This window comes from Peribacillus sp. V2I11 (assembly GCF_030817135.1).
Lineage (GTDB): Bacteria > Bacillota > Bacilli > Bacillales > DSM-1321 > Peribacillus > Peribacillus simplex.
Genome location: NZ_JAUSYW010000001.1, coordinates 3,609,797 through 3,634,950, shown reverse-complemented (window position 1 = coordinate 3,634,950; position 25,154 = coordinate 3,609,797). Strand labels below are relative to the sequence as shown.

Here is a 25,154-nt window from a genome sequence, read left to right as displayed (position 1 = left end):
TTCCCACCATTACTTTCTATATTAATTCTTACAATTTCAGACGACTAGATGAATCTCATTGCCTGATGGATCTTTTACAGCGAAAAACCCTTCTTTTTCCGTGACGACAGCCCCGATTCCTTTCAGTTGTTCCGTTACTTTGTTTCTCGCTTCCTCATCTGCAAAAACGAGAGTATACCAGTTTAGCCCCACACTATTTTCCTTTGGAGCAGGGGCGCCAACGCCATTCCAAGTGTTCAACCCGATGTGATGATGATATCCACCGGTTGAAGTAAAGAGCGCTCCTCCATATCGATTCACGACGGTAAACCCAAGACCTTGCATGTAAAACTCCTCCGTTTTACGTAAATCGGCTACATGCAGATGTATATGCCCCATTATGGTACCTGCAGGCAGTTTGCTCCACTCACCATCGCTTTCTTTCAGAAGGTCATTCCCATCCAACGGATCCGTGCCCATTGCGACTTCCCCATCGGCCCATCTCCAATCAGTGGATGGCCGGTCAGAGTATACTTCAATGCCATTGCCATCCGGATCGGTAATGTACAGCGCTTCACTCACTTCATGATCCCCCGCTCCAAATGGATATTTCGTTTGAAGTAAATGGCGCAAAAAAATTGATAAATCGGCACGGCTTGGCAGTAAAAGGGCAAAGTGATATAAGCCCGTCGTCCGCCCTTCTTTCGGAATCACATCAGCAGGCTGCTCAAGTGTCAGCAACGGAGTTTTTCCGTCTGTCGTTAAAACAGCTTGCCGGTCGTTTTTCTTCAATACTTGAAGACCGATGATTTCTTGATAAAACAGAATGGCATTATTCAAATCCAAAACATTTATACTGACTTCGCCAACAAAAGTAATTGGTTTTTGATGAAAATTTTTATCCATATTTTCACTTCCCTTTTTTATTGAAAATCACATGATCTAAAGAAAGAACCGTGCGGTTTGCACACGCTAGATAGACAGACATGGCCAGCAGTGCCAAGTCCAGTTCGTAACCCGCTGCTTGCCCGTTTCCAAGAAATCCAGCAGGTAATTTAGCCGTGAAAATCGCCCCCGCCATAATGACCGCAAATAGGACGGAAATGATTCGTGTTCCCAAACCCAGTATAACCGCAAGTCCTCCGATCAATTCGATTCCTGCAACGATATACGCCAAGAACCCAGGAATGCCAAGGCTATCGAAAAATCCGGCCGTATTTCCTATACCCCCTTGAAACTTTGAAACGCCGTGAATGAAAAAAGTAATACCTAAAATCACCCTTAAAAAAACTTGACCTGCATCATTTTTATTCATGTATGAATTCTCCTTTTGTCGGTTACTTTATGTAAGTGATTATATTTTAATAAGTTCATAATGTCAAGTAAGTTTGTTGGAATTTCTTTTTTCCCCTAAATAAAAACGAATTGCCGAAGCAACTCGTTCCATGGTTTCACTATTTAAATGTGTAATAAATGGTTGAATTGATGATGAAAGAATCCGCAATCGTTCTCCCGACTTCCTCACACGCCACTTTACTGAACTTTGTCGCATCAACGGGTTCGTATAATAATTGATGAATGCTGTCCACCGACCGTATTGCTACAGTTGCATCAGGATTCGTCTGAAATATCCGTTCCAGTATTTCTTCTTTATTAGGAACCAGGCTGGCAATCCATACAAGATCAAACTCCGTGTAGTCATGAAGTGCACCATCATTCAAGATATAGTCTGAATTCCCTTCGTTATCCAGTTCCTGGACGATGCGACTGCCAAGTGAATGGGCTTGTTCATCTATATCGAGACATGTCATCTTCGTACCCAACTCCCGATGAAGCAGCAAAGGACTTAATGGCAGAGGACCCGTCCCTACAAATGCGAATGATTGAATATCATTTTTCACCTTTTTCAATTCATTGATTTCCGTTTGAATCAGTTCTCTATAGTTAACCCAATAAATGAAAGAACGGAAGTCATCCAGGGAGTTCACCTTGCCAACAAATAATTTGGCATAATGATCCTCCATCAATGTTTCAGCAATCGTCAGGTTTTCAAGCATGGTACCCCGAATCGATCGGATTTCATCATGGTTGAGAATTTCTTCTGCCATGTGCTGGTCCAACGGTTTCGAAATCATGGAAACCAGTTCGGTTAAAACGTGATTGTGCAGCAAATCTCGAAGTGCTCACCCGCAAAAACCCAAACAGCCAATACAAAGTATTGAAAATAACAGTGCCTATAGCTACGCCGCCCAAATAAGCAGGGTTTGGTAACTGACCCACAACAGCGGTGTCCACCGCACCTATCAATGGCGTCGTTATCGTCGATATGGTCAGAGGAATGGCCAAGGCCAAATATGATCGATGGTTCACCTTACTTCCTCCTTAAGAATCAAACTTCAATTAATCGAAATCAATACAATTTAATTCTCAAATAAACACAACCTCATTATTCAAACATCGAAATCAGTTCTTTTGTGTATGAATGGCGATCGCTGCAAAAAAGCTGTTCGTTTTCGAAAGAATCGACAATAACCCCCCCTTTCATCACCATGATCCGTTGGCTCATCTCCTGTACAGCCGATAGATCATGAGAAATAAAAAGGTAAGAAATATCCAAAGTCTCCCGCAGCCCGCCTAACAATTTCAGCACTGCCGCTTGTGACAGAACGTCCAGGCTTGAAGCCGGTTCATCCAATATAATGAGGGCAGGTTCAATGCTGATTGCCCGTGCAATGGTCACCCGCTGCTTTTGTCCGCCGCTTAGCTCATGCGGGTAACGTTCAGCAAAACTCTTTGGAAGCTCCACGGTTTCCAGCAGCTGTCCGATAAAGTTCGCTTCACTTGTATACGTAAAATGTTTCATATTGACCTGGCTGCCAAATTGAAGATATGGATCCATTAATGAATCTTTTATCCTTAGTTTTGGATTCAAAGCCGATGCAGGATTTTGCAAAACGGCCTGGATGTTCTTGCGATACGGTTTTAAACTGCGTTCGCTTTTGTTTTGCAGCGCGGTTCCTTCAAATAGGATGCTGCCCTGGTCAAAAGATTCAATCTGAAGAATGAGTCTTGCCAGTGTGCTTTTTCCGCAGCCGCTCTCCCCCACTAACCCGAGGCATTCCTTCCTATCGATGCTGAAATTTACGTTCCTTAGTATTTCCACTCCGTTATCATAGCTTTTATGAACATTTCGTACGTCTAATAAACTCATCCTGACACCCCTTCCAGCTTAAATGGGATTCTGCTCAATGATGGTGATGATTGAATCAGTTTATTCGTATAAGCATGCTGCGGATGATTCAATACCTGATTTTTATCACCGGTCTCAATGATGGCCCCGTCTTTCATGACCGCAATGCGGTCCGCATACTTCTTGACATGACGTAAATCGTGGGTAATGAACAAGACCGCACATCCGGTTTCTTTTTGGAGCCTTGATAACAGCTGTAAGACCTTAAAGGATGATACACTGTCCAAGGCTGTAGTCGGTTCATCCGCTATCAATATATCCGGTTCAAGCAGCAGGGCTATCGAAATGGATACGCGTTGAAGCTGCCCACCGCTTAATTGGAAAGGGTATCTGCCGTAGATATCTTCATTCAGGCCCACCGATATGAGCGCCTTGACCGCTTGCTGCCTCCTTGCCTTTTTGGAAAGGTTCAAATGTGTTCGCTGATATTCGTCGAAATGTTGACCGATGGTAAGGAACGGCGTGAATGAACCCTGGTAATCTTGAAAAATATAAGCCAGGCGCTTTCCGCGAATCTTCCTGATTTCAGAGGAAGATAGCGTTAATAAATTCTTTTCCCCGTACCATATTTCCCCCTTCGCCTGGAGATTGGGTGCAAGCAGCTGACATATTGCCATGGCCGTCATGCTTTTGCCGCTCCCACTTTGTCCGACAAGTGCAAACCACTCACCTTCCTGCACATCCAATGAAAGATCCTTGACGATATGACTTTGCTTTCCCATGATATGCAGCTGCCTCACGGATAAAATGCTCATGATTCCACCTCCTTTTTCACATCGAATGCATCGCGCAAATAATCACCGAGTATGTTGGATAAAAGGACGACAAATACGATGGCGAGCCCCGGATAAATCATCAGCAGCATATTGGATTGAAAGTATGGCCGGGCATCATTCAGCATGGCTCCCCACTCTGGTGCCGGCGGCTGCGCCCCGAGCCCGATATATGATAAGGAAGATATGAGCAAAATGATTTTCCCTAAATCGAGGCTAGAAAGGACAAGCACGTTCCCGATCAGGTGCGGAAATAGATGCTTCCGCATAATCCCAAATGAACTTAATCCATTGATTTTAGCAGCTGTGACATAATCCTTCTGACGTTCGGTGATCACCGTACTTCGCACAAGCCGGGCATAATTCACCCATTTCACCAGAACGATCGCCAACAGGAGATTTTCGATTCCTGGTCCTAATAAGCCACTAAGCACAATGGCAACGATCGTATCAGGGAATGCGAGAAACGCGTCTGCAATGCGCATGAAGATCCGATCGATCAGACCTCCTTTAAAACCGGCAATCACCCCGAACGGGACGCCGATGATAACAGCAGCAAACAAAGATAAGAAACCGTAGCCAACCGTCAGCTGTGCGCCAAGCAGAAGACGTGTCAATACATCACGCCCTAGATGATCCGTCCCTAACGGATGTTCCATGCTCGCCGGCCATAGCCTTTCTCCCAGATTGACCAGTGCCGGATCATGTTTCAGAATAAGAAAGGTGTAAGCCGTAACGGCAAGGACTGTAGCCATCACCGTAAAAAGGACGGTCATTCTCCAGCGCCTTTTGGATTTTCTCTTGATAACTAACTCCATTTTCCATGCTTCCTTTCCTTCAGTCTTAGCTCCGGATTTAAATAGCGATAGGATAAATCCACGGCACTATTAACCATGAATACAATGACGGCCATGACCAACAGGTACCCTTGGATGACTGGATAATCCCGTGACCGAATCGAGTCCACGACCATCTTACCTATGCCTGGATAGGCAAAAATCACTTCGATCACCACCACACCGCCGATCAGGCTGCCAAGGCTGACACCGAATACGGTAATGACCGGGGGCAAGCTATAACGAAATGCATGAGCAAAGAATATCCGCATTTCTGAAATCCCCCTTGATCGGGCAGCCCTGATGAAATCATGACTGAGGGACTCTATCAAACTCGAACGCAGCAACCGGACGTACACACTTGTGATGGCCAGCCCCAACGTGACTGACGGCAGAATCAAAGAACGAAATCCGTCCCTGCCCATTGTTGGAAGGGCTCCCCATCGTACCGCAAATAAATCTATCAAGAGCAGCCCCAGCCAAAAGCTAGGAATGGCTGCGCCTAACAAAGAAACGGCACGGCTTATCTGATCAATCCAGCTTCCCCTGTACAAGGCAGCAAGCGAACCTAATGGAATGGCTATACCAACCATCACAAGCAATGCGCCAACCGCCAGCTCAAGTGTTGCAGGCAGCCCGCTCATGATCATCTCCATCACAGGCTGATTCGTCAGATAAGAATGCCCAAAATCCAATTGGATAAAGTCCATAAACCAATCGCCATACTGCACTAACAGCGGATCATTGAACCCCAATTCTTCACGAAGCTCGTTGACTTGCTCGTTTGTGATCGATACATCATCCACTTGAAGTATCGAGAGAACCGGGTCTCCTGGAGCAAGCCGAACAAAAAGGAAAGAGATAAATGTAATCACAAGGACAAAAATAACAACTTCAATGAATCGCCGGACTAAGATGCGGAACATTCACTTCACATCCAGTTCATTCGTCAGCATGTAATATTCGCTTCTCGAAGTAATCCAGTTTTCAACTTTATCGGCATCATAAGCAACAAGTGTATTCGGATGTAAAATGAAAGAATTATACACTTGTTCATCCACATACATCGCAATCCCCTCAGCTAAATCCGATCGCTTCTCCTGTCCGACCGTTACGTTCAGCTTATCAATCAGGGACGTAAGGTGATCATCATCGGCCCCACTGAAGTTCAAGGCTCCCTTTGGATGATAAGTAGCATTTAAATAATAACCGGCATCCCCGCGCGGAGCCGTTAAATTGCTGTAGGTCGTTAAATCCCAATCGCGATTGGCAGCCATATACTCTTCAGGGATTTCTATTTGCTTGATTTTCACATCAATCCCCAACTTGCCGGCATCCGATTGAAAAACTTGGGCAATTAACGGCAGGTCGGCACGTGAACTGTATGTAAGAAGTGTAAACGTTAACGGTTTGCCGTCTTTTTGCATGACACCATTCACTTTCATATATCCCGCCTGATCAAGAAACCGCTTAGCCGCTTCCATTCCATTCTCTTTTTTCGGATAGTCCGGAGCAAAAGAGAAAGTGGATGGAAATGGCCCTGTTGCCACTTCCGCATGACCATGTAAAATCGTATCCGCAATGGATGAACGGTCGATCAAGGCATCTATCGCCTTTCGGACGTGTATATCCTGCAATGCTTTACGTTCCAAATTCATCGTCATTTGATGTACGCGGAAAGTGGATGTCGATTCAACCTTCACACCCTCTATCGCCTCTAAATTCTCCAGGCTTTCCACTTCCGGACGGAAAACAATATCGGCGTCTCCCGATTCAAGGGCAAGAGACCGTGCATTGGCATCTTCATTAAACGAAAACCTGGCACTATCAAGCTTTGCGGCTCCATCCCAGTAAGACTCATACCGGATTAAATCAACAGCCGTACCTGGTATGAATTTCGAAACGGCAAATGGCCCTGTTCCTATCGGCTTGTTTATATAGTCACTTTCCTTCACGTCAATAATCGAAGTATTTGGATGGACCAATTCAGAAGGAAATTCCGGAAAGGGAACCTCCGTCTTAATGGTCAGCGCATTCCCGTCCGCTTCAATCGATTCAATGCGCAAAGCATTCTTGATCGCCAGACTATCTTTCATCGCCCTCTCCAAGGAAGCCTTCACCGCTTTGCCATCCATCGGCTTGCCATTCTGAAAAGTCACACCCTCCCTTAACTCAAAATTCCATAATTGACCATCCTTGCTATCCCAGCTTTTCGCCAGCCAAGGTTCGATGGTCAAATCCTTATCATTGAGATGCACCAATGTCTCGGTGATCCCAGCCCTTAGTGACACATAACTAGTATCAACATTCGGATCAAGCGAGCTAGTCGCAAAATTAAAAAGTAAGTTCACTTCCTTCCCCCCTGCCCCTTGATCTTTCGCAGACTCATTGGAACAAGCAGCCAAAAGAAAGAATGATAAACATACAATAAAAATCGATTTACATTTTCTTAACACGATATATTTCCCCCATTACCTCTACTATTTTTATTGGCCGCTGTAGAATCGTATTGATTACGATTTAGATTGCAGCTTTATTATCATGACGAACCAGGTAACGTATTGCCGAATGCTCATCCGAAATCAAACTAAATGCTACTTGAGATTAAGCATCCATTCACGAGTATTTGCTCCGCACATGAGCAACAGCTCTAAATCGCGTGCAATACCCGCAAAATCTTGTGTAAAATCAACCAACTCGTGTTTGAACACCAATTCACGAGTATTTGCTCTAAACTCACGAGTATTTGCTCCATACTCATGAGTATCAGCTCTAAATCTCGTGCAATACCCGCAATATCTTGTGTAAAATCAACCAACTCGTGTTTGAACACCAATTCACGAGTATTTGTTCCAAACTCACGAGTATTTGTGCTAAACTCACGAGTATTTACTCCAAATTCACGAGTATTTGCCTAAACTCACGAGTGTTTGCTCCATACTCATGAGCAACAGCTCTAAATCGCGTGCAATACCCGCAAAACTTTATATAAATGCACCAAACTCTCGATTTACTTCACTAATCGGCCTTTTGTAAACCCTAAACTCAGGCAATTCCCTATCTTTTCAACATAAATACTCCTTTCACTAAAATAAATCAAAATGATTACGATTTATAATTTATAAAAATCTAAATGTCACTCTTGTCTTGGCTGTCTTTCATTATAAAACGTAACAATTACTGTTTACAAGGTTTTTTTGTTATCTTTCAAGGTTATGCTGCGATATCGGATGTTAGATTCCTTCTTTAATTGGCTTTTGATTAGGAAAAAACTCCTGAAAAAGGATTTCAGGAGTTTTTCGCTTTTATTTCAAGTTGTTGTAGTGGTTGATGACTTCTTTGGTTATTTCGCTATTTTCGTCCAAGCCGCTAACTTCCTTAAGTGCGGTAGCTACACCGTGTTCTTTGATCATCGTTTGCAGTTTAAGGGCTTCTTCATCTTCATTAAAATCAAAGAGTAATGCGGCCGCTATCGCTTTCGCCAGATTAGTATAGGAAAGCCCGGCTTTCTTAGCTTCTACGGCGGGACGCACGAGACGGTCGTTTGGCCCGAGCTTACGCAGCGGTGAACGTCCGACTCTATTCACCGAGTCCTTGAGGTAGGAGTTTTTGAATCGATTAATGATTTTTTCGATATACTGCTTATGCTCATCTGCGTCCAAATCGTATTGCTTTATTAAATAAGCGCCCGTTTCCCCTAGGGTTTTCTTGACTTGCTCTACAATGCCTGCGTCCTCCAATGACTGGTCAATCGTCGATTTTTCATTTTTGAGATAACCTAGGTAAGCAATGACGGCATGTCCTGTATTAACGGTAAACAGTTTTCTCTCAATGAATGGAGCGAGTTCTTTTACAATGGTCATCCCTTCAATGTCAGGTATGTTTTCATTCGTTTCAACGACCCATTCATAATAAGGTTCCACCAAAACATCGAGTGATCCTTCGTTATTTTGTATAGGAACGATACGATCGACAGCTGAGTTAAAGAAGTATACTTTATCGGCTAGATTTTCCTTTGTATCTTGATCCAAGTTTTCTAGAATGTAGCCTTCTAAAAGGTCTGTTGCCGATATTTGGTTTTCACAAGCGATCACATATAGTTTTTCATCGGTTTCCTTCACTCTTGAGGCTAATCCTTTTGCAATTAAAGGAGCGATATGCGGCAATATATTAGGACCGATAGCAGTGGTGAGGTAGGTTGCTTCTGAAATTGCTTTTATGATTTCCTCTTCCTGCTTTATGCTGTTTAATCCCGAAACATTTTCTACTGTGACGGATTCTTGTTGATCAGTGGCCAGTTTGACTTGATATTGCTTTTTATCATTTAACTGATCGATGATTTGATCCGCTATGTCTACAAAAGTCACATGATATCCAGATTGTGAAAAGAGCGCTCCGATAAATCCTCTTCCAATGTTTCCTGCACCGAAATGTACTGCTTGTTTCATTACAATCATCCCTTTATCAAGTTAGTATATAAATAGTCCAAAAATATGGCTTCCAGCCTTCTGTTAATCATTTCTTCGTCCGAAGATGAAAAAATCATGATGGCTTCATTGCTTTCAATTAAGCTTGAACTTATTAAGCTGACGATTTCCTGCTGCTTCACACTCAATTCTTCAGGTGCCAGCATCAGCAGTAAATTTTTCATATGGACGTCATTTCCGTCCATACCTTTGACCAGACGATATTCCTTCAGGTGGGCCACCTGGAATATCAGTTCTTTCACATTCTTATGTCTCGTATGAAAAAGGCCCATTCCAGTGCCAGGAATGCCTAAACCACCTTTTTTTTCCCGTTCGTTCAAGGATCCGACCACATCATCAGCACCCATTAGCAGTTCTTCCGCTTCAGCGATCCTGACCATTTCTTCAATGATTTCTGGATGTCCTTTCAGATGCGGCAGCCGATAAAACCGGAAATTATCCATGATCGACTCGATGCTCTGCTGGGCATCCTTCAATTCCTGCAGCACTTCTTTCAATTCGCCATCCTCTTTTTTAGTCACGGTATCCTTATGGGCTGAATGACTGCCATAACGCTTATTCCTCGTGAAGTTTTCGATATTCTTCCTTAAATAATTCCTGATGTTCAATATATTCTCTTCACTCAAAAGAGGGGAAACAAGGATATAATCACTATCGATATACGGAAGCCTGACGGTAGAAATGATCACATCATAATTTTTCAGGCTGCCCTGCTGCTGGATGTCTTTGATCGTCTTGATTTCTACAGTCTCGATTTCGATGATTTCCTTTTTGATCCGGCTTGCAAGCATCTTCGAAGTACCTATGCCTGTCGGGCAAACGATGAGTGCCCTTATTGATATTTCTTCCTCCCGCAGCACTAATGCAGATCCGAAATGAAGGACGATGAAGGCTATTTCATCTTCAGGAAATTCTTTTATTTCTTTGAATCCCTTTTCCAGACTGGTCTTTACTGCCAAAAAGAGAACCGGATATTTTCGTTTAATATCTTCGGTTAAGGGGTTGTACAACCCCATTTCCTGTTTGATCCGGAAAAGTGATGGTTCCATATGGGCAAGGAGCCCTTGATACAATGGGAAATCCTTGGTCAAATCGATTTGCAGTTGTGCCGAAACATCTTTTATCAGGTTTCTTATCAGCTGGCCAAGCAACACACTGTCGTATGGAACGGCATCAGCTGCATGAAGCTTGGAACCTTTAAGGATGGCGGCGAGGTAGCTTATATCATCGATGGTAAAAGAGACTTCCAGCATGGTGCTGAGTTCCTTGCCTATTTTATTCATGAGATTATTCTCATCGGAAAGTTCGCTTATTTTCTTGAAGTCCTTCTCCAAAAAAAATTGGCCTTCATTCCTTTGCAGGGTTACATAAATATGTACAATTAACCCTATATACCCGCTATCCGCCAAACGAGAATGGACACTGTTAAAGGTTGAATTCAGCACCCCATCAATAGCCAGAAGATATTCGGGATCGAAATAGTCGAGAATTTTCGCTTCTGGGAATTTTCCTTCCTGCAACAAAAATAAACTTTCAATCAGCTCTTCATTAAAGAAGTGCAAGAAATAGGCTGCCTGGGCTTTCCGTTTATTTCCTTCTGTGCCGGCAAGCTCTATTCCGACTCCCCTTTTTCTGGTAATCACGATATTAAAATTCTTTAACCATTCAGTCAGTTCGTCCAAATAGGTTGTAAGAGTCGTAATGCTTATACCGAGATCACCCGCAAGAACTTGAGTTTTATATGATTCTTCCTGCAGTAGAGCTAAAAGAAGATGCAACTTTCTTTCTTGTGGCGTTTGATCGATCGGATGATTGCCCATCAGGTGCTGTACAAGCCGAAAGACTTGTTCATTCTTCCCGTCGATGGACAGTCCCTCATGTGTATTGCGTGTTAAATGCAACTCAAATGATTGCAGGATTTTTTCTATGGACTTCAGATCACGTTGAACCGTCCGGACACTAACATTCAATTGTGCCGCAATGGATAAGGCTGTATGTTTTCCTGAAGTTCTTATGATCAATTCTATGATTGATTTTTCCCTTGAAGTAATATACATGCTACCAACTCATTTCAGGTGGAGTAACACGAGAAAATACTGAATAGAAAAGCGTAAAACGCTTTTCTATTCTTGGTTAAGAGTATTTAATTATTTTCGACTTTTATAATATCCATCAATTCCCTGGCTGATGTGGCTTTAACCATCTTTTCGATATTCTCCATCTCAGAGCAGGTAACTGCAATGCCAGATAGAATTTCAAGATGTGTCCCGTCCTTGCCGGCAATGCCGAATATCAATCGTGCCTTTTGGCCGTCAAAGTCGACACCATCAGGAATTTGTAAAACGGTAAATCCAGATTTAAGGACATCTTTCTTAGCTTCCTCGGTTCCGTGCGGAATGGCTACATCATTCCCCATATAGGTTGAAGTCAATTCATCACGGGCAATCATTGCTTCAATATAGCTTTCCTTAACGTAACCTGCATTGACCAAAGCTCTTCCCGCAAAGCGGATTGCTTCTTCCTTATTGGCGAATTGTTGATTAAGGAAGATGTTTTCTTCGCGAAGCAATTCATTATCATCCTGCTCATCCTCGTTGATGCCAGGCTCGATTGAATGTTCACGAACACCGGGAACCTTCTCTTCAGCATCTTCGACGATTTCTTGCAGCTCATCGGTACCGTCATCCTGAAGCCGGGCAAGCAATGAATCGTATTCAGGGCTCGATAGGAAATTATCGACGGATACATGATAAGCATGCGGCACTTTATTCTGTGCCCTTGGAGTTAATTCTTCCTGTGTTATGACGATTTGGGCATCAGCAGGAATATTTGAGATCGCCGTATTGGTAACAGCGATATTCAATCCGGCTTCCTTCACCTTCTTGCGGAGCAGCGAAGCCCCCATCGCACTTGATCCCATCCCAGCATCGCAGGCAAATATTATTTTGCTGACATTTGTTGGCATCGTTCCCGGATCTGAAGAGAATACATCGGCTACAGAGCTTTTCTTGCCTTTCATTTCTTGCATTTTTTTCGCGGCATCTTCAATATTCTCTTCGGATTGCTTTCCTGTTTTCAAGATGAATGCACCGATGATGAAAGAAACAAGGGCCGCTACGATCACGCCTGCAAAGTTAGCAATATATGCGCCCGCATTATGCGGAGTTACTGCTGTAATGGCAAGTATGCTTCCTGGAGAAGCTGGAGCGAACAATCCTCCGCCCAGTAGGACCAATGTGAAAACCCCACTCATGCCTCCAAGAATGACGGCTAAGAATAACATCGGCTTCATTAGGATATAAGGGAAATAAATTTCATGGATCCCGCCGAAGAAATGAATGATGGCAGCTCCTGGCGCCGATTTCTTCGCCGTTCCCTTTCCAAAAAAGCAATAGGCAAGCAATACGCCGATACCTGGTCCAGGATTCGATTCCAGAAGGAACAGGATGGAAGCCCCAGTTTGTTTAACTTGCTCTACACCGATTGGTGATAGTACACCATGATTGATGGCATTGTTCAAGAACAATACCTTGGCAGGCTCGATCAGGATACTTGTCAACGGCAGTAAACCTGTACCGACAAGCCAATCGACTCCTGCTACAAGCCAGCCTGTAAATACGTCTACAGCAGGCCCGATGGCCAAGAAGGAGAGAATGGACAATAAGCCGCCAATTATCCCCGCCGAAAAATTATTAACAAGCATTTCAAAACCGGCTTTTATTTTCCCTTCAATCAATTGATCGAATTTCTTGATGACATAACCGCCGAACGGTCCCATTATCATGGCTCCAAGGAACATCGGGATATCAGATCCGACGATGACGCCCATTGTCGCAATGGCACCGACTACGCCGCCACGGTGGTCATGGATTAGCTTACCACCCGTATACCCAATTAAAAGCGGCAGTAAAAACGTAACCATCGGTGTAACCATTTTGGCAAGGCTTTCATTTGGCAGGAAACCGGATGGGATGAATAGGGCAGTGATTAGCCCCCATGCTATGAAAGCTGATATATTCGGCATGACCATTGAACTTAGAAAGTTACCGAACTTTTGAACTGCAACTTTTATATTAAAGTGAGCCATTTTGCTCTCTTCCCTTCATATTAATATAGTTTCCCTTATCTTAAGGTACGTACCTTAAGCCTTCAATAAAAGAAAAAGCTAACTTTGTCGCGAAAGAGAAGACAAACATAATGTATCTCACTTTTCCAGATTTATTCAGCGTTTGATGCAGATAGAAAAGAGTCCCGTTCGCATCTTGACGAACGGGACTCTTTTCTAAATGGAGTTTTATAGTGGGATGATTCCCAATAGGACAGATACCACTATCATGACAAGCGTCGATCCGCATGCCCATTTCAGGAAAGTGCGCTGCAATGCACCGAAATCTTCCCCTACCATTCCAACCAATAGATAGGTGGATGGAACAAGCGGGCTTAATAGATGGACCGGCAACCCTAATAGTGAAGCTCTACCGATCAGGGCAGGGTCAATTCCATAAGCAGCTCCCGCTTTAGCAAGTAATGGGAGCACACCATAATAAAATGCGTCATTAGACATGAAGAACGTGAAAGGTGCAGAGATGATGGCTGTGATGACAGCAAAATGTGCGCCCATTTGATCTGGAATATGCTGAATCAAAGAGTTTGCCATGGCATCGACCATTTCCGTACCGGCAAGGATTCCAGTGAAGACACCTGCAGCAAAAATCATAGAAATGACAGATAAAGCATTGTCCGCGTAGTTTGCCACACGCTCTTTTTGATCACTGAGTTTCGGGTAATTAACCGTAATGGCAATGGCAAAACCTATCATGAACAGGACCGCTGAAGGCATAAGTTCCATGATCAGTGCCACCAGCAAGGTAAGAGTCAATGCGTAATTGAATATTATCAATTTAGGGCGTTTAAGATAAGCATCTTCCGTTGCAGCCGCTTGCTGTGCCACAGCACGATAATCGACTTCTATGATCCCAATTCTCTTTCTTTCTTTTTTACCAAGGCAATATGCCATGAAAAGGACGAATAGGACTCCGCCAATCATCGCAGGAATGACAGGAGTGAAAACATCGGACATTTCAAGTTTTAAAGCGGTCATCACCCGTGCTGTAGGGCCTCCCCAAGGAAGAAGGTTCATGACTCCAGATGACGAAACAGCAATCCCGGCCAATACTAGCGGTCTCATTCCAATCCGTTTATATAGCGGAAGCATGGCTGAAATCGTTATCATATATGTGGTCGTACCATCTCCATCCAAGGAAATCAGCAAGGCCAGTACTGCCGTGCCGATGGCAATTTTGACTGGATCTCCTTTTACGACTTTAAGGATCGTATTGATGATCGGGTCAAAAACGCCAGCATCGATCAAAATTCCAAAGAAAAGGATCGCAAACAAAATCATGATGCCTGTTGGCGCCACATCTTTGATTCCTTCCAAAGCCATTTCCCCCATTTTACCGCCAAACCCACCAATAAGTGCAAAGGCACTTGGTACTGCAATCAAAGCTATCATGGCTGAAAGTCGCCCTGTCATAATTAAAATCATAAATACTACTATCATCAAGTATCCTAATAAAGCGAGCATATGATCACTCCTCAATTTCTAATTTTCTAATTTTCTAAATTGTATATGAAATCACTTTATCTGTAAGCGTTTTCAATTTATTGTGTTTTAAAACTATTTAATTAATTGTGTTCATTGTGTTCACGGGGTCGATTTTTCGAGGCTGAACGGACGTCACTCCCCGGGTTGAGCGGCGGGTTTCTAAAGGAAATTACACCACAATTTTTGCCTCCCCCGTCTCCCAATTAAAAATATTCTGCAGAAGGACCGATGGCCAATCAGTGATTTGCCAACCATTTTACTTACAATATATTAAGTCAATGATCCTCGCATTCTTTTGAAACCTCCCATTCCCTTTTACTACTGTACACATGCAAAAAAAACACCTCTAATCTTGAAGGTGCTTAACATTTATTTCTATTGAATTTTATAATATCTTCGCTCAGGTCTTCCCACTACCCCGTATACGACTTCCGCTTTACATTTCTTAACGGATATCAAGTATTCCAGATAGCGTCTCGCGGTTGTCCTGGAAGCACCGATTTGTCCGCTCACTTGCTCAGCCGACAAACCGATATGGCTTCCTTCGAGTACCTCGATCACTTTCGCCAAAGTGATTTCGTCGACCCCTTTCGGTAAGGCCGGCCCATCGTTCGTTTCCGAAACCGCAGATCCCTTTTTCAAAATGAGATCAACAAAATCTTGATCTATTTCTTGTTTGGATTTCATCAGATGGACTTTCTTCAGATACTCTTCGATAACCTGGTTGAAACGCTTCATTTCCACTGGTTTAATTAAATAATTCTCTACACCATAGTGAAGCGCCTTTTCAAGTTGTTCTTTATCCGTTGCCGCGGTAATCATGATGATATCCACATTCGGGAATTTTTTCCGTATGTCCGGAAGGAGGTCTGTACCAAGCTGATCTGGCATATAAACATCAAGCAAAAGCAGATCCGGGCTTTTTTGTTCCAAGATCCGAAGTGTTTTTTTGGCATTGACAGCTTTTCCGACCACTTCTATTTCATCAAAGTTTTTTAAGAATTTTTCATGGATATCCGCTACACGAAAATCATCTTCTGCGATGACTGCTCTTATATTCAGCATTCTTTCCCTCCTCTCTGTTCTTTAGGAAGATACACGGTGAATATGGTGTTTCCATCCTCACTTTGAACTTCGATGATGCCGCCCAGCTCTTTTACGACATGATCAGCATTCGAAAGTCCATAACCACTCGGACTTCCGCTGTTTTTCGAAGTGAAACCCCGATCGAAAATATGGGCGATGGCATCCTCAGGTATTCCTTTTCCGTTATCACTCACTTCAAATACCATATCATTTCCGATATCTGTGGCAAAAAATTTCACGAGCGGCTCTTCCATGCTTGAAACCGCTTCAAGTGCATTATCGATAATGTTGCCTAGAATCAATGTTAGTTGTGACAATTTTATATGATCCGGCAGTTTCTCCAGGTAACTTTGTGCATCTATTTCAAAGATGATCTTCTTCTCCGATGCTTTGCCTATCTTACCAAGTAACAGGGCTTGTACCTTTGTATCCTTTATCTGTTCGAACACGACACGGTTCAGGGAATGCAATTCGGATGTTTCGCTTTGAATCATTTCTATTGCTTCATCGTATTCCCCTAATTGTATCAATCCCGAAAGGACGTATAGTTTATTGGTGAATTCATGGGTTTGTGCCCTTAAATCCTCTGAATGCATCTTCACTTCAGATAATGTGTTGACCATTTCCTCGATTTCCGTTCGATCACGGAAAGAAGCGACAACACCGCTTACCCCTTCACTATCGAAGATTGGCGTACAATTAACGATAACGGATTTGTCTTTCCATGAAATCTCCTTATCCACTTGCGGGGCACCGGATTTCAGCACTTCGAATAGATATTTCGAAGGAAATAGGCCATCCACGTTCAAATGGCGAACGGACTCTTTAATATCCAGCAATTTTTTTGCCGGCTGATTCATCGAGGTAATCAACCCATTTTGGTCAATGGCCAGAATCCCTTCTTTCACCGATTGCAGCACTGCATTTTTTTCTTTATATAAATTGGCGATTTCAAATGGTTCCAGCCCCAATGTATCTTTACGTATGCTCCTTGCCAGCATATAACTGCCAATGATCGATATCATGATGGCCACTAAAGATACAATCATCTCTTTGGACAAATCCTTGAAAATTTGGGCGCGCACATCGTCCACTAAAAAACCGACGGAGACGATTCCGATTATTTTTCCATCCCCATTGAATACCGGTGACTTCCCCCGAATGGAAAGACCGAGTGATCCTGCCGCTTCGGAGACATAATATTCGCCTTTCCGAATGGCCCTGCTATTATCCCCGCCTTCCATCCGCTTCCCAATTTCGGAAGCCAGCGGATGGGAATAGCGAATTCCCTCTGCATTCCCTACAACGATGAACTCAGCCCCTGTTTCCCTGCGGATCTTTTCGGCTATCGGCTGGATTGTCGCAGCGGGATCATCCGTTTCAAAGGCCTCTATAACGGTAGGCATGAAGCTAATCGTCTTCGAAAGTTCCAACGCCAATTGACCTTTATCCTTTGCTATTTGCCTTCCTTCCATATAAGAAAAACTAGTCGTCAATAAAAGAATCAAAAACAGGCTCAACGATAAGACTAACCCGAGAATCTTGGTTTCCAGCGATACTTTCCTCATATTCAACAGCATCCTCTATTTTCATTTTCATTCACTAATTTTTATAGGAGCATAATGATTTTACCATTTCTATTAAATATTGAACATTGTTGGCCGTTTATTTCGCCACATTCAAAAATGAAAGGATTTAAGTAACAAAACAAGGTATAATTTAACAAAAATGGGAGGTCAAGATGAATTTCCTGAATCCTCTTCAAATGATTTATATGATCATCATCACCCTTTTGCTGATTTACGATTTTTTTCCAGTCTTTTTTCTTTCTGATATCGTTTCACCCGAGATACTTCTTGGGGTTATGATAGGATTATTTCTCAGTGTCCTATTTAAGAAAGATGGTCACGCCGATCATGGTGCGAGAATCAAGGAGCAGTTGTTTTACATCCTGTATCTCCTTTCCGTAGTGGGAGTGTTGACCGCTTCAGGGGGACAATCAGCGATAGGCATTTCTCTTAATGAGGTATTTCTTTGGATAGTGCTGCTTCTGTCTTGCTACCATACTTTTTCGTATTGGAAGAAAGCAAAACAATCTGAAACATAAAATGCTCAAAGGAAACATCTCCTTTGAGCATTTTTCAAAAACAGCTAAAAGAATTGATTTGTCTTGTATCGATACCAAAAATCGTCCAGAACCTACCATTCCACCTGAAGCCGACAACAGAACGCGGACCGACGAAAATGGGGTAATACCAGAAACTCGCACCATTGTTTAGCCATAAAAAAGTATTCCTGAACAGACAAAACGAAATGGCACCTGGATCTACGGCAAATGTTGAAGCCGATTGCTGGTGGGGAATGAACGCTGGCGGGGGAGCTGTTGGTGCTTGCGAACCGGGTGGCGGTCCTGGTTGACCTGGAAATTGAGGTAAACCAGGTATGCCCGGTAAGCCGGATAGACCGGGAAACTGCCGTTCAAGAAAAGCTTGATCTTCATAATGGTACATATACATGCTCATTCACCTCTATAAGATTGAATGTAATAAGTTATGATATATGGACTCAAGGTGTTTGGGCTGGAAATGCAATTTATCTCCGAAAATAGAGAAATATCGACAAAATCTATATTTTTATCTCCGAAATTAGAAATATATCGACGAAATCTATGTTTTATCTACGAAAATAAAAATATACACTAATTCAATATAGCAATCTCCATAAATAGAAGGTCGCATAGGATTCCCAATCGGCCCACGCTTCCGATAGTTTCCGGATTTCCGCTTTCGTTGGTTTTGCTTCCGTTTGCATGACCAGTTTCATGGAATTATGCAGCCCGACGTCATCGATGGGAAAGGCTGCTGGAAAACGCAAACAGCGCATCAGGACATAGTTCGCTGTCCACGGACCGATTCCCCGTATTTTGGTCAGCATTTTTTCAGCCTCTTTTACATCCTTTGCATTCAAAAGTGTCTCCTTTGTAAGTTCCCCTTCTGCAATCAGTTGGGCAACACCTATTAAATATTCACACTTCTTCACCGTCATCCTCAAATCGGCAAAATCTTCGACCGTCAATTTCGCGATCACATCAGGCTTCGGAAATAGCCAATATTGCTTTCCTGCGAATTCAACAAAATCACCAAATCCCTCCACAAGCCTCCGTTTCAAGGTATAGGCATAAGTCAAGTTAATCTGCTGTCCAAGTATTCCCCAGGCAATCGCTTCAAATAAATCAGGGATGCCCATATTTCTCAAACCGAAGAATTGGCTTACCGGCTTTTGCAATAAAGGGTCATTTTGGGCCAACTCATAAAAAGGAAGCAGATTTGTCTCAAGATCGAACCAGTGACGAATATATTGGGAAACAGCATTCTTTACCTTATTATCCAATGGTGCAATTCTTCCTGGAAATCGAACGGTCAGCTCCGTTTCATTCATCGTACTGATTTCTATTAAAAGTGCCTCGTTTTCGACAACAAGTGCACGATAAATCTTTTGATCAACAATATCGAACAGACATTCATTGGAGGATCTTGATAAGTATGTAAGATTTTCCGAAAAACTAAACTCTTTTGGTGTACGAATTCTCAATTCAGTCATGCCCTCATCATTTGAAAGCGTCTCTTTCATCCTGCTCCTCCTTTGTCCTATTCTCTTTATTCTAATGAAAAATGGGTACGTTATCTTGCTCTTTCCTTCAAATAGTGATTCATTCAACCCCCTTATTTTAACAAAGCTTATTGAGCAATTACGATATCTTGCTTTTATATTATCAAAATGTTTGTATATCATCCCTTTCTTGTATACTAAAAGGAGAGGTGAATGTAGTGAATCCGAAAAAAGCAGATTTCCCGAATGAATATTGGAAAGCTATTATAGATTGTGATACGGCATATGATGATCATTTTTTATACGGAGTAATTACGACAGGCATCTTTTGCAGGCCCTCCTGTAAATCCAGGGTGCCTAATAAGGAAAACGTGAGGATTTTCAAAAATGCCATGATGGCATTGGAAGAAGATTTCCGGCCTTGTAAACGATGTAAACCGGAAGGACTGAATTTGCCGACAGAAGAATGGGTTGAACAAATAGCCGAATGGATCGACACCCATTACAGCGAACCCCTCACATTGAACAAATTGGCGGATATTTCCCACGGCAGCCCCTATCATTTACAACGATCATTCAAGCGTGTGAAGGGGATATCGCCCACTGAATACATTCAGCGGCTTCGCCTTGAAAAAGCAACGAGGCTGCTGGAAAACTCCGAACAGCCGATAACTGAAATAGGCTTGGCTGTCGGGTTCTCGAGCACACCCTATTTCATGACGCTTTTCAAAAGTAAAATGGGGAATACCCCTTCAGGATATCGGAAAGCTTATCTTAAAACTCAAGCTTTGGAGCGTGAAGAATTTGAAGAATGATAAAGAACAAACCATTGATTGGGCCATATTGCATTATGATAGGTGGCAATTATATGTGGCCAAAACGGAAAAAGGGCTTTGCTATGTAGGCTCTCCCGGTCAAACGTATGAAGAACTGATGTCTTGGTTACAAAAACGCTTTCCAAAAGCGAGACTTATTGAAAATGAAAAAGCATTAAATCCCTATCTAAAAGAACTACAAGAATATTTCGAAGGAACCAGGCAGACTTTCTCTCTTCCCGCGGATGTACAAGGCACGCCCTTTCAACAAGAAATTTGGGCAGCGCTGAATCAAATACCTTATGGAAAAACCTGTTCCTATTCCGATATTGCCCAAATCATCCAAAGGCCTGCAGCTGTTCGGGCGGTCGGTACGGCAATTGGTGCCAATCCTGTTCTGATCACGGTGCCGTGTCACCGGGTTATCGGAAAAAACGGGGCCATTACCGGTTACCGTGGAGGTACGGAGATGAAACAATATCTCCTTCGATTGGAAGCAGAAATGAAACCGTGAGTACAATTTCCGACCGCAAAAAAAGCATCCGACCATTCGGATGCTTTTTTTGCGCCTTTGTTTTTTAGTACCAAATGGTCACTGCTTTTTTATAAGCATCACTATTAGGGATCGCGTGTATCCCTTGGGCCTGTGCTTTACGCGGGTCATAATCATATACCATTGGTGTATAGCACGAGGTCTGCCCGATATTCACAACACCATTGCCCCCGGAGCTGGCGCATGTATAAGCCTTGCCATCAGTACTTCGGACGATCCTGGCATCCGCTTCATGGTTGTATACGGCGGGGCGTGTTACGGTCACTTTTGCCCAGGCGGTTTTACAGACAGTGCTGAATTTCAATTCTACGTACGAATTGGAATCGATCCATTCTTTATCCTTCGTTACCGCCGAACTTGCACAACTATTATAGTATGGACTTTTTCCATCATATGTGTGTGTTTCGGCCAGTGCTTGATTTTTTCCAAATCCAAAGTCGACAAGAAACATAGACAGTGTCATCACCATGGATAAACCTATCATTTTAAGCTTTTTATTCAAATTCATTCATCCTTTCTTTGCAAAAATATAGATGAAGGTTTTTCCTTTTTCATTAATACCAGTCGGTTTCACCTGCTGTATATGGCCAAAAAGCGACAGCTTTTGCTTTTCGCGGATCTAAATCATATACCATTGGTGTATAGCATGACGTTTGACCTTTATTTATTTCACCATTTCCTCCAGGAGATGCACAGCTAAATTGTTTATTATCAGTATTTCGGACAACCAATGCCGTTGCCTCCCCATCTATTTTAGCCGGTCTGCTTAGAGTCATCTTTGCCCAAGCCGTTTTGCAAGTTGTGCTGAATTTCAACTCCAAAATGGCAGAAGCACCGTTGGCATAAATTTTCACGGACTTTTTCGTGACTGCGCTATTCGCACAACTATTATAGTAAGGACTTTTTCCATCATAAGGGTGTGTTTCTGCTGATGCTTTGCTGGCAAAAAAATCAAGGGAGCCAAACAGGACTAAAGAAGCTACAAAAAATGAAACGCTTAAAATCATTTTTTTCATTATTTCACTCATCCCCTTAACAAAATTTGTACACTGTTCATCTTACAATTTTGTCATTTTCTTACAAGTGATAAATTCCCTAGTTCCGAAAAACTACATGGGAACCTCCTTTAACTTGCATCCTGCAATCACTATAACAGTCTGGTATGTCTCGCTTAATAAACTGAATCACCACAGGACAAATTCATTATCCCTATGAGCAATTCAGGATAAATAAGGTAACAACTAAGGACAAATGCGTATCGAGCTGAGACAAAACGAGACAATAGACTGTCCGTGGACCGGAAAAACACAGGTCGATATACTTAATGTTTAAAAAGCCCCGACAAAACTCGAATCGTTTTGTCGGGGCTTTATTTTCATTTAGCGAGGTTCTCCCTGATCAATCTAATGATGCTTTCATAATAGGAAAGATCATGCGGCACGAACTCATCTCGTCCAACAAATCGATCGATCATCATCCTACGGCCTGCTTGATTCATTTCAAATCCCTTAATATTCACCTTGTCCTTCGCTTCGGACCAAAGCTCTTCGAAGTCATTCAGTTCAACCTTCACCATCCCGGAAACCTCTTCTGGCTGCAGGGTGAAATCATCGAAGCGATGTGCACTTTCATATAGAAAGACGTTTGCCAGTTCTTTATCGATGAAATCTTCTTTCGTTTGATGGTATTCAATAATCCCTAATGGAACCAACTCGTCAAAGGAAACGTCAATGCCTATTTCTTCTTTGATCTCCCTGACTCCGTCGTATACCGTTTCATGAGCCAGCAAATGACCGGCAGCCGTAATATCCAATAGATTCGGATAATCTTTTTTCATCGCACAACGATGTTGAAGATATAGGTAATCCACACCCGCTTCCCTACTGACGAACCAGCAGTGGAAAACCTCATGCCAATGTCCCAATCTATGTACTTCATCACGCGAAGCCACGCCGGTTTGAATGCGTTCGGAATCGAAAACTTTCAACAACTCAGTTTCCATGGAGCTTCACTCCCAGCCCTTTTTATAAAAAACAGCTTCATCCTTTTTCTTTTCTCCAATTTTTCGGGTTTAAATAACCTTTATATTTAGCTGCCACTTCCTTCCCAACCAAAAGCGCGCCTGCCCAAAACATGACTTCCGCAAAGACGATCGCACCTGTTATGACCCCCGCTTTAACCGCAGTCGAAAATGGCGTAAATGGAGCTACGACAGGAATGATCCAAGTGAGAAGGGAAATGATCAGGAATCCCATCCCTACTTTGTAAAACCTCGATTTCTTTACTTCCTTACTTTCTTTATCCAATTAAATAACCTCCGTCATGATGATTTTCATTTAATTCCTCCGCCAAACATTCCACTTTCAAATATACCATTGAATATATTCTTTTTTTTATACGTTCGAATGTTCATTTCGTTTCATAAATATGAGAAATAAAGAAATTCCATTTGAGGAAAACTAGAGCAGAGCAGGTATTTGATAAGAGGTCATTGTATCTTTAAAGAATTGACTTTACTATTCTTAATGGATTTAATAATCTTATACATACTATTCTTATAACACTTGCATGCAGGAAAGGAAAATCCAATGTACATTGAATTCATTGCCACATCGATAGAAGATGCCATTTTAATCGAAGAATCGGGCGCAGACCGAATCGAGCTTGTCAGTTCTTTAGCAGAGGGGGGATTAACTCCCAGCCACGCCCTGATTGAAGCTGTCGTCAATTCGGTAAAGATACCAGTCAACGTGATGGTAAGGCCCCATAGCCAGTCGTTTTGCTATACTCAAAACGATTTGGAAATTATGAAAAAAGATATCCAAATCATTCGTTCACTCGGAGCGAACGGGGTCGTATTGGGTGCATTAAATGAAAAAAATGAAATCAATCGACCATACCTCGAAGAACTATTGACGGTATGTGAAGGTTTGGAAATTACATTCCACCGAGCCATCGATGACACAAACGACCCAGTCATTTCAGCTGAAATCCTAGCACAATATCCAGAAATCACAACGATATTGACCTCAGGCGGGCATGGGGATTTCCCTAGCCGCATGCAAACCATTCAACAAATGAAAAGAGTCTGCGGCGACATACCTATACTGGTTGGAAGCGGCTTAAATAAGGATAATATCCTTTCTATCCATTCCGAATTGCATACCGGTCACTATCATTTCGGTACGGCCGTTCGAAAAAACAACAGTATCATCGAAGGAGTTACATTAGAAAAAGCTAAAGAAATCGTAAACATGCTAATGAAATAATGTCGGAAAGGGACCATTTCTTTGGTCCCTTTTATGATGCAGATCTCTTTTTTTGTAAAAAGACCGAGTCCCAAAACCAAAAAACAGGCCCGCAGAAAGGCTTATTGCATAGTAATTATTTGTAGTTAAAACATCCATACTGAAGTCAAAATTGAGCAGCGAACTATAAATGAATACAGCCAGCAAAGAGAAAAAAATATAAAGGCAAAAATAAATTAAACTGAATTTTTTAGGATGTTTATTGAAAAGGACCTGTACCGGAACAGCAAATATTAAATAAGGGAAAACGACATAAAAAGAAAACACGATAATGCCAGGCACCCCCCAGGAACCCTCGCTCAAAATAACCATCATCGTGGAAAGCGACAGACAGGAAGAGACTAGACTAAAAAAATAATAAGGAATCACATCGCTTAACTCCGATACCTTTTGACTCATTTTCCAAAGTTCCATTTTAACCAGCACCTCGCTATTAGGCAGACGCACAACAGCCTACCATAACATAATGGGAATTTTTACATAATCATTATACTATATAAATGGAGGTGTTTTTAACTATACATCGAATTATTCGTGTTTCTTGCCATCATCTTTTTAATAGTCATTTCCAATAGATTCTTACCCTGGTGGGTAAAAGCCGCCATTTTCGTTTATTACTCTGTCATTTCCTATATCTTCATTACCACAAAAAATAAAATTGATAAACAGTATGACAATATCACTCCTGTACCTGACGCTTACTGGGATAAAAATTCAGCGTGGGTTGACACTATGACTGGTTATTATTTATGGTCCTTTTTAATAATTCTCCTGTTTATCTATTTTAAATGGTTCACATGTGTGAAAAGCAAGGAAGCGAAGGGATGGGTGATAGTTAGTTTCATTCCAT

Annotated in this window: 25 protein-coding genes and 1 pseudogene; 4 read left to right on the top strand and 22 right to left on the bottom strand. The window is 42.4% G+C overall.

Annotation, left to right across the window (positions count from 1 at the left end; translation table 11 throughout):
- Positions 1 to 36: 36 nt before the first annotated feature.
- From QFZ73_RS17725 to QFZ73_RS17655, 15 genes and pseudogenes are all read right to left on the bottom strand, one after another.
- Positions 37 to 885 carry a VOC family protein gene (locus QFZ73_RS17725; RefSeq protein WP_307268843.1) on the bottom strand — a complete coding sequence of 283 codons (849 nt, stop codon included), beginning with the start codon at positions 883 to 885 and terminating at the stop codon, positions 37 to 39.
- A gap of 4 nt (positions 886 to 889) precedes the next feature.
- A complete protein-coding gene (locus QFZ73_RS17720; protein ID WP_307268841.1) occupies positions 890 to 1,294 on the bottom strand; it encodes a DoxX family protein in 405 nt (134 codons plus the stop codon).
- A 139-nt stretch (positions 1,295 to 1,433) separates the two neighbouring features.
- Entirely contained in the window at positions 1,434 to 2,087 is a 654-nt protein-coding gene (locus tag QFZ73_RS17715; protein WP_307268839.1) for a nicotianamine synthase family protein, read from the bottom strand.
- Positions 2,088 to 2,136: 49 nt separating this feature from the next.
- Positions 2,137 to 2,349, bottom strand: a pseudogene (locus QFZ73_RS17710) (MATE family efflux transporter); the annotation flags it as partial.
- Between the two features lie 76 nt (positions 2,350 to 2,425).
- A complete protein-coding gene (locus QFZ73_RS17705; RefSeq protein WP_251429740.1) occupies positions 2,426 to 3,190 on the bottom strand; it encodes an ABC transporter ATP-binding protein in 765 nt (254 codons plus the stop codon).
- On the bottom strand, positions 3,187 to 3,984 hold the full coding sequence (locus tag QFZ73_RS17700; protein ID WP_307268833.1) for an ABC transporter ATP-binding protein: 798 nt from the start codon (positions 3,982 to 3,984) through the stop codon (positions 3,187 to 3,189). Before QFZ73_RS17700 ends, QFZ73_RS17705 begins: the two co-directional genes overlap by 4 nt.
- Entirely contained in the window at positions 3,981 to 4,820 is an 840-nt protein-coding gene (nikC, locus tag QFZ73_RS17695; protein ID WP_373458952.1) for a nickel transporter permease, read from the bottom strand. The genes QFZ73_RS17700 and nikC overlap by 4 nt, the downstream gene beginning before the upstream one ends.
- Complete coding sequence (gene nikB, locus QFZ73_RS17690) at positions 4,811 to 5,764, bottom strand: nickel ABC transporter permease (RefSeq protein WP_251429734.1); 954 nt, start codon at positions 5,762 to 5,764, stop codon at positions 4,811 to 4,813. The genes nikC and nikB overlap by 10 nt, the downstream gene beginning before the upstream one ends.
- Positions 5,765 to 7,294, bottom strand: coding sequence for a nickel ABC transporter substrate-binding protein (nikA, locus tag QFZ73_RS17685; protein WP_307268829.1), 1,530 nt, complete (start codon positions 7,292 to 7,294; stop codon positions 5,765 to 5,767).
- Between the two features lie 849 nt (positions 7,295 to 8,143).
- Positions 8,144 to 9,286, bottom strand: a complete 1,143-nt coding sequence (locus tag QFZ73_RS17680) for a mannitol-1-phosphate 5-dehydrogenase (RefSeq protein WP_307268826.1) — start codon at positions 9,284 to 9,286, stop codon at positions 8,144 to 8,146.
- Between the two features lie 5 nt (positions 9,287 to 9,291).
- Positions 9,292 to 11,382, bottom strand: coding sequence for a BglG family transcription antiterminator (locus QFZ73_RS17675; protein ID WP_307268822.1), 2,091 nt, complete (start codon positions 11,380 to 11,382; stop codon positions 9,292 to 9,294).
- A gap of 86 nt (positions 11,383 to 11,468) precedes the next feature.
- Positions 11,469 to 13,412, bottom strand: a complete 1,944-nt coding sequence (locus QFZ73_RS17670) for a PTS mannitol transporter subunit IICBA (protein ID WP_307268820.1) — start codon at positions 13,410 to 13,412, stop codon at positions 11,469 to 11,471.
- Between the two features lie 207 nt (positions 13,413 to 13,619).
- Positions 13,620 to 14,912 carry a CitMHS family transporter gene (locus tag QFZ73_RS17665; protein WP_251429719.1) on the bottom strand — a complete coding sequence of 431 codons (1,293 nt, stop codon included), beginning with the start codon at positions 14,910 to 14,912 and terminating at the stop codon, positions 13,620 to 13,622.
- Positions 14,913 to 15,308: 396 nt separating this feature from the next.
- Positions 15,309 to 15,998: a response regulator gene (locus QFZ73_RS17660; RefSeq protein ID WP_307268816.1), complete on the bottom strand. Its 690-nt coding sequence runs from the start codon at positions 15,996 to 15,998 to the stop codon at positions 15,309 to 15,311.
- Positions 15,992 to 17,587, bottom strand: coding sequence for an ATP-binding protein (locus QFZ73_RS17655; protein ID WP_251429713.1), 1,596 nt, complete (start codon positions 17,585 to 17,587; stop codon positions 15,992 to 15,994). The genes QFZ73_RS17660 and QFZ73_RS17655 overlap by 7 nt, the downstream gene beginning before the upstream one ends.
- A gap of 173 nt (positions 17,588 to 17,760) precedes the next feature.
- On the opposite strand from QFZ73_RS17655, the gene QFZ73_RS17650 reads away from it, so the two are divergent.
- Positions 17,761 to 18,126: a hypothetical protein gene (locus QFZ73_RS17650; RefSeq protein ID WP_251429710.1), complete on the top strand. Its 366-nt coding sequence runs from the start codon at positions 17,761 to 17,763 to the stop codon at positions 18,124 to 18,126.
- A gap of 34 nt (positions 18,127 to 18,160) precedes the next feature.
- Here the strand turns inward: QFZ73_RS17650 and QFZ73_RS17645 are convergent, their stop codons facing one another.
- Complete coding sequence (locus tag QFZ73_RS17645) at positions 18,161 to 18,541, bottom strand: collagen-like protein (RefSeq protein ID WP_373458951.1); 381 nt, start codon at positions 18,539 to 18,541, stop codon at positions 18,161 to 18,163.
- Positions 18,542 to 18,722: 181 nt separating this feature from the next.
- Positions 18,723 to 19,649 carry a DNA-3-methyladenine glycosylase family protein gene (locus QFZ73_RS17640; protein ID WP_373458950.1) on the bottom strand — a complete coding sequence of 309 codons (927 nt, stop codon included), beginning with the start codon at positions 19,647 to 19,649 and terminating at the stop codon, positions 18,723 to 18,725.
- A gap of 197 nt (positions 19,650 to 19,846) precedes the next feature.
- On the opposite strand from QFZ73_RS17640, the gene QFZ73_RS17635 reads away from it, so the two are divergent.
- Positions 19,847 to 20,443 carry a bifunctional transcriptional activator/DNA repair enzyme AdaA gene (locus QFZ73_RS17635; protein ID WP_307268811.1) on the top strand — a complete coding sequence of 199 codons (597 nt, stop codon included), beginning with the start codon at positions 19,847 to 19,849 and terminating at the stop codon, positions 20,441 to 20,443.
- Positions 20,433 to 20,957, top strand: a complete 525-nt coding sequence (locus QFZ73_RS17630; protein WP_251429704.1) for a methylated-DNA--[protein]-cysteine S-methyltransferase — start codon at positions 20,433 to 20,435, stop codon at positions 20,955 to 20,957. The genes QFZ73_RS17635 and QFZ73_RS17630 overlap by 11 nt, the downstream gene beginning before the upstream one ends.
- A gap of 64 nt (positions 20,958 to 21,021) precedes the next feature.
- Here QFZ73_RS17630 and QFZ73_RS17625 read toward each other — a convergent pair whose 3' ends face one another.
- The 4 genes from QFZ73_RS17625 to QFZ73_RS17610 all read right to left on the bottom strand — a co-directional run bounded on the left by QFZ73_RS17625 (position 21,022) and on the right by QFZ73_RS17610 (position 23,302).
- On the bottom strand, positions 21,022 to 21,465 hold the full coding sequence (locus QFZ73_RS17625; RefSeq protein WP_373459016.1) for a DUF2690 domain-containing protein: 444 nt from the start codon (positions 21,463 to 21,465) through the stop codon (positions 21,022 to 21,024).
- An 85-nt stretch (positions 21,466 to 21,550) separates the two neighbouring features.
- Complete coding sequence (locus QFZ73_RS17620) at positions 21,551 to 22,012, bottom strand: YjfA family protein (protein WP_373458949.1); 462 nt, start codon at positions 22,010 to 22,012, stop codon at positions 21,551 to 21,553.
- 359 nt (positions 22,013 to 22,371) lie between these two features.
- Positions 22,372 to 22,998, bottom strand: coding sequence for an NUDIX hydrolase (locus tag QFZ73_RS17615; RefSeq protein WP_307268802.1), 627 nt, complete (start codon positions 22,996 to 22,998; stop codon positions 22,372 to 22,374).
- Between the two features lie 37 nt (positions 22,999 to 23,035).
- Positions 23,036 to 23,302: a transporter suffix domain-containing protein gene (locus QFZ73_RS17610; protein ID WP_251429692.1), complete on the bottom strand. Its 267-nt coding sequence runs from the start codon at positions 23,300 to 23,302 to the stop codon at positions 23,036 to 23,038.
- A gap of 282 nt (positions 23,303 to 23,584) precedes the next feature.
- Between QFZ73_RS17610 and QFZ73_RS17605 the strand changes: the two genes are divergently transcribed.
- On the top strand, positions 23,585 to 24,265 hold the full coding sequence (locus QFZ73_RS17605) for a copper homeostasis protein CutC (RefSeq protein ID WP_307268796.1): 681 nt from the start codon (positions 23,585 to 23,587) through the stop codon (positions 24,263 to 24,265).
- On the opposite strand, the gene QFZ73_RS28965 is transcribed toward QFZ73_RS17605, so the two are convergent.
- Positions 24,254 to 24,616, bottom strand: a complete 363-nt coding sequence (locus QFZ73_RS28965) for a UPF0715 family protein (RefSeq protein ID WP_373459015.1) — start codon at positions 24,614 to 24,616, stop codon at positions 24,254 to 24,256. The genes QFZ73_RS17605 and QFZ73_RS28965 overlap by 12 nt on opposite strands.
- Positions 24,617 to 25,154: the final 538 nt, after the last annotated feature.